The following is a 4,917-nucleotide window of genomic DNA, read 5'->3' on the forward strand; positions in this document are numbered from 1 at the left end:
TCTGAGTCGTAGACTAGGTTGGCATCTTGATTTTGAGCAAATTCATCAAGAGTAGTAAATTCGTCAGGGTTGAAAGTATCACCAGGCCCAATTAACTCGTCGAAGCTATTAGCATCAAGCTGTATTTTGTCTTGTCCTGAAGTAAAGTCAGTGAGACTGTCTACTCCAGAATCTCCTGGAACAAAATTATTGAGAGTATCGAAACCAAATACCTGAGTGCCATCTGAAATAAATGTCTCTGACTCGAAAAACTCAAAACGGAAAATATCGGATCCTTGACCCCCTTCTAGCAAGTCATTACCTCCACCACCCTCAATTAGATCGTCCCCTTTACCTCCGAAAACCATATCATCGCCTCCTCCACCTCTAACCGTATCATTACCACGGTTTCCCGAAACTAGATCGTTTCCTTCTTCTCCAGCAACTAAGTCATCATCTTTACCACCATAGACGCTATCATTTCCAGTACCGCCTCTGACATTATCAAACCCCCGATCGCCAAAAACTAGATCGTCTCCTTCCTCACCTCTGACTAGGTCATTATCTCTACCTCCAAATACAGTATCATTTCCATCACCACCTCTAACCGTATCAGACCCTCGGTTACCACTAACCCAATCATCTCCTTTATCTCCACTAACCCAATCATCATCTTTTCCTCCATAGGCGGTATCACTATCTTTTCCGCCAAATATAGTATCAGACCCCCGGTTACCGTGAAGTTCATCATCTCCTCTATTTCCACTAACCCAATCATCATCTCTTCCTGCATAGACAGTATCATTATCTTTTCCAGCAAATATAGTGTCTTGGGCACCTCTACCTTCTATCAAATCATCTCTATCAAGACCTAAAATCGAATCCCTGCCATTTGTACCAAACAACGATTTGTTGCTATTGTTAGGAGAATCAATTATCACTGTTACAGCATCACCAATTTCAGCAGGATCGCTTGGTGGTTGATTAATAATAGGTTCCTCGTCGCCGAAATCTGGAATAATTGGATTAGGAGTAATTTCTGACATAGTAATTTTTTACTGATTTTCATTAACTAATATTGACTTTTTGGATTCAAACAGTAAAATTGATTCAACTATAAATTAGGCAAAAAATATCGAATCATAAAATTCATAACAGTATATTCGTGCAATAATTTAGACATCAAAATTCTGTGCCTTAAAATAAAATAACACAAATATATTTATATATCTTCATTAGTTATTGATTAAGCCTAATCTATGATGTTTGTAGAGTAGATGTTTGATGCCCTAGTTTTGCTTCAGTATCTACAAGTTTAAAATTAATTTCAAAAAATTTTATTTGCTTCTGTTGCTTAAGCTGACCTGACCTGACCTATTTTATTTACATATTAAGTTAGTCAAGTAGACGTTTAATCATCTTATTTTGTTTCAGTACTTATACAGGTAACATTCCGCACTTAATTTTGTAGTACAAATTATTTCTGGCTAAGAGTTTTATATAACAAAAACTAAAACTGTCAGAATTAATTATAATACTACACAAGCTTATTGACTCTATTCTTAAGAATGAAGAATAAAATCAACTTTATAGCAATGTGCGCTGGCATATTTACAAATTACAAAAACTGTCCAATAGCTAAAAGCCTTGTATTATCGGTCTTTTATTCCCCCTGTTGCCTGTTGCCTGTTGCCTGCGCACAGCGCTATATTCGTTGAAAATCTCTTGCAGTACCCTTGAAGTGCAGAATGTCAAATACAATTAACATTTAACTTCAGTATTTATAAGTTGCAAGATGAACCTTTTTGGTAGAAGCGATTAGTTATATCTATATTTCTTGTACCTATGCTTTTGTAATTACAACAAGACTTATATATTAGGTATTTAGGAAATTGATAAACTGCCCTAAATATACTTAGAGTTTTAAGTTTATTTAGTGAATATTTAGATCATATTTTTGAAAGTGGTGTATAAAACTTGTAGATACATTCCTATTCTTTAATTGTTCTCTCCTCACCTCACTTTAAAATGGGGGTAAAGATTTTTTCAGTAGATTTTCTAGATACTTAAAAAATATCCTCTGATCATTATTCTAATATTTTTCGTAATTTCCGGTTAATTTATTTAAGTTATACAAAAAAAAGTCATTATTTAGATTTCTTAGACTTTGCAGCAGTTTCCATCCAATGCAGACATAAAATTCCGGAATATCTCCAGATAATTCTCACTATCATCTTTCCTTTCTCCTGTACGTCGCCAATCCAACAGCTCCTCTTTCTGACTCGGTCTTCCGCTCATCATACGATAACTAATTATCTGGATACTATATAATACCAAGCGTGAAAAAAGAATGTTACGAATAGTAAGAGGAATAAAAAGACAAATGCAGGATATGTCCTTTGACAAAGCGGTCGATCTTCGGAGCTTCCCGTAGGGTGGGATGGCGATCTTCGGAGCGGGTCTGTAAGAACGGGTCTCCTCGCCATATCCAATCGACCAAGAGAGCGGTGCGACCCCGCGACGACGCCAGTCGCACCTGGTAGCGCACCAAGAGAAAAGAATGATTTCCGACCTGAAAAATGGTATTGAAGCTATTCCCGTGTGACTCGGTCCGACTGAGTTACCCTCCTGGGAGGGGGAGGGGCGAGGGGTGGGTTGACTCCTCAGAAATATCCTAGCTATTTGTAGCAAATATTTATTGATTTGGTATAAGTGACACAAATCACAAAAAAACAAAAAGATACTCATATTTTGAGATGATATTAATTACAAATTGAGTTGACAACAATGATGAAATAAACATTACTTGAATCACTTTATTTAATTGCAAAATACCTAATAATAAAAATGGCAGTTTTGGTTAGTAATTAGTTTATTAATTTGTATGAAATTACTCAAGATATCATCAACAAAAAAAGCACTTGAAGAATTATTTACTCAAGTAATATGTTCTAGTGTTCTTACTCCCAAGGAACGGATGCAGATTCAGAAAATCTTATGAGATGGTTATCTGAATGATGATGAGTATGCTATTATTAATAGATTATTTTATAACGTCCGCCGTGGTTGGATAAAACTTGTTGACTAGCATTTTAGCATCTAATAAGAAGGAGATGTTCAATAATTGATAATTGAAGTATGAATAATTAATAGTTACTTTTGCCTAAATTGTTGACTTTTTCTTCTGAAAATAACAGGTTTTAAATCTTGATTAATTATCAATTATTAATTGGTAATATTATGTATCTTTAAAATACTCACAAATCAAAAAGGTTGTGAGATTAACTAGAGCAGGGAGTAGGAGAAGAAGATGATTGAGAGAATGGAGAAGAGCTTTTTTATTACGTCTAAATTAATGAAATTTTATCTCATACCAATTTAAAAAAATAATGTTACCAATAATTAGGAGAGTTAAAATACTTGATATCAGATACTACGAAGGACTAAGAAGAGGTATTCTAGCTCAAAAATGATACTTAATATTTATTCTGTACATCGCCCTACCGACGGTTCCCCTATGTGAGTTCTGATTCCTAAGCAGTCACTTAACTATTTGTAGTAAACATTTGTCAAATTGGTTTAATCTATTCAAATAAAACACATAATCAAAAAATAATCTTTGTAATTATGACTATATGTTTTATCTTTGGTAAAACCACTATGTAAGTTTTAAGAAAACAAGTTAATATTTATATTGATATCTAGATTAATTAAATTCTGCTACTACTGGAAAATGGTCTGAAGGAAGTATTCCATCATATTTTTTATTCTCTACTTTTACACTGTGCAAATTTAATCTACTGTCATAATAAATAGTATCAATAGGCAGAAAAGCTTTGTCTGTAAAATCATTATAAGTCATCTGATTACTTAATTTTAAACCAGATAAAACATCTAATAAACACAATCCATTTTTCAAAGGATTTAAAAAAGTATTTCGTACAATAGAACCTGGTTGGTCGTTAAAATCTGCTGTGACAAAAATTAATGATTCTTTGTCAGGATTTAATTTTTCTGTTTGTAGGGAATTAAAGATTAATTTAGCACCTAATTCTCTAGCTTTTTTACTGTTATAATCCAAGTGCGTATTAATAATAATTATTTGCCGATAATTTTCAACAATATTAAATCTTGCCTAACTAGCCATTCTGGGTAAATGATTTCCCTAACTAGAAGTAATACTACCTGGTACATCTGGTGTTTCACTCAGCCAAAAATCTCCATGGTCGAGACAATTTAATCTATCTTTCTGATAAAATATTGCACAGTGTTCATCATTACCTGTACCTCTTCTATCAGCTCCAAGACTGCAATAATTAGGCAATAATTGCTGTAAATCTAATAACTGATTTACTTTAAGTTCTTGAGTGCCAATTATATCTGGAGCATATTCATAAATTAGGCTAGCTACAGCATTTTTTCTGACTTCCCATCGATGATTTCCAGGGTCTGGTTTATCATATCGAATATTAAAAGTAATAATTTTGATTACCATGATTTTAGGTAGTAGTTGATAGGTGGTAGGTGGTAGATAAAAAAAGCTTAGGGAATAATTAAACTTGAAAGCCTCTTCTTTGAAGAAATAAAGACTTTGAAGCAGACATAAAGAAAAAATCTTAGGTTGTCCTGCATAGTAATAGTGAAGATATATATTTTTTAATTTCTTCCCAGACTCCCCACACTCTCTCTACCATTACTATGTACCACCACCAAATCTTATTCGTATTCTATCCGTTTTAAAGCTATCCATTACCCACATCTTTCTTAACATAAAGCTTGACTTTAGAGACGAGTTATGGGTAAGTCTTGACTTTTTTTTGACAACTTCAGTAGTTTTACTTAGCTACTATAATTTTTTCTCCTTTCTCCTCTATTCCCCACAAGGGTTTCAAGACTTATGGGTAAGTGATAGGTTTTAAAGAGAGGTAATTATTAATT

Annotated in this window: 4 protein-coding genes; all 4 read right to left on the bottom strand. The window is 33.5% G+C overall.

What is annotated here, in order from left to right:
• A partial coding sequence (locus F6K13_RS18180; RefSeq protein ID WP_287287945.1) for a calcium-binding protein occupies positions 1-1,025 on the bottom strand: 1,025 nt, incomplete at its 3' end.
• Between the two features lie 1,114 nt (positions 1,026-2,139).
• Positions 2,140-2,670: a hypothetical protein gene (locus tag F6K13_RS18185; RefSeq protein WP_287287946.1), complete on the bottom strand. Its 531-nt coding sequence runs from the start codon at positions 2,668-2,670 to the stop codon at positions 2,140-2,142.
• Positions 2,671-3,685: 1,015 nt separating this feature from the next.
• Complete coding sequence (locus F6K13_RS18190) at positions 3,686-4,060, bottom strand: hypothetical protein (protein ID WP_240038781.1); 375 nt, start codon at positions 4,058-4,060, stop codon at positions 3,686-3,688.
• Positions 4,061-4,144: 84 nt separating this feature from the next.
• The gene (locus tag F6K13_RS18195) at positions 4,145-4,474 is read right to left on the bottom strand and encodes an endonuclease/exonuclease/phosphatase family protein (RefSeq protein WP_287244375.1); all 330 of its coding nucleotides are present in this window, start codon (positions 4,472-4,474) and stop codon (positions 4,145-4,147) included.
• Positions 4,475-4,917: the final 443 nt, after the last annotated feature.

It is taken from the genome of Okeania sp. SIO2B9, from assembly GCF_010672505.1.
GTDB classification, from domain to species: Bacteria; Cyanobacteriota; Cyanobacteriia; order Cyanobacteriales; family Microcoleaceae; genus Okeania; species Okeania hirsuta.

Excerpts from the sequence above, each read along its gene's own strand:
- F6K13_RS18195 (WP_287244375.1), bottom strand. The coding sequence starts at position 4,474 with ATGGTAATCAAAATTATTACTTTTAATATTCGATATGATAAACCAGAC.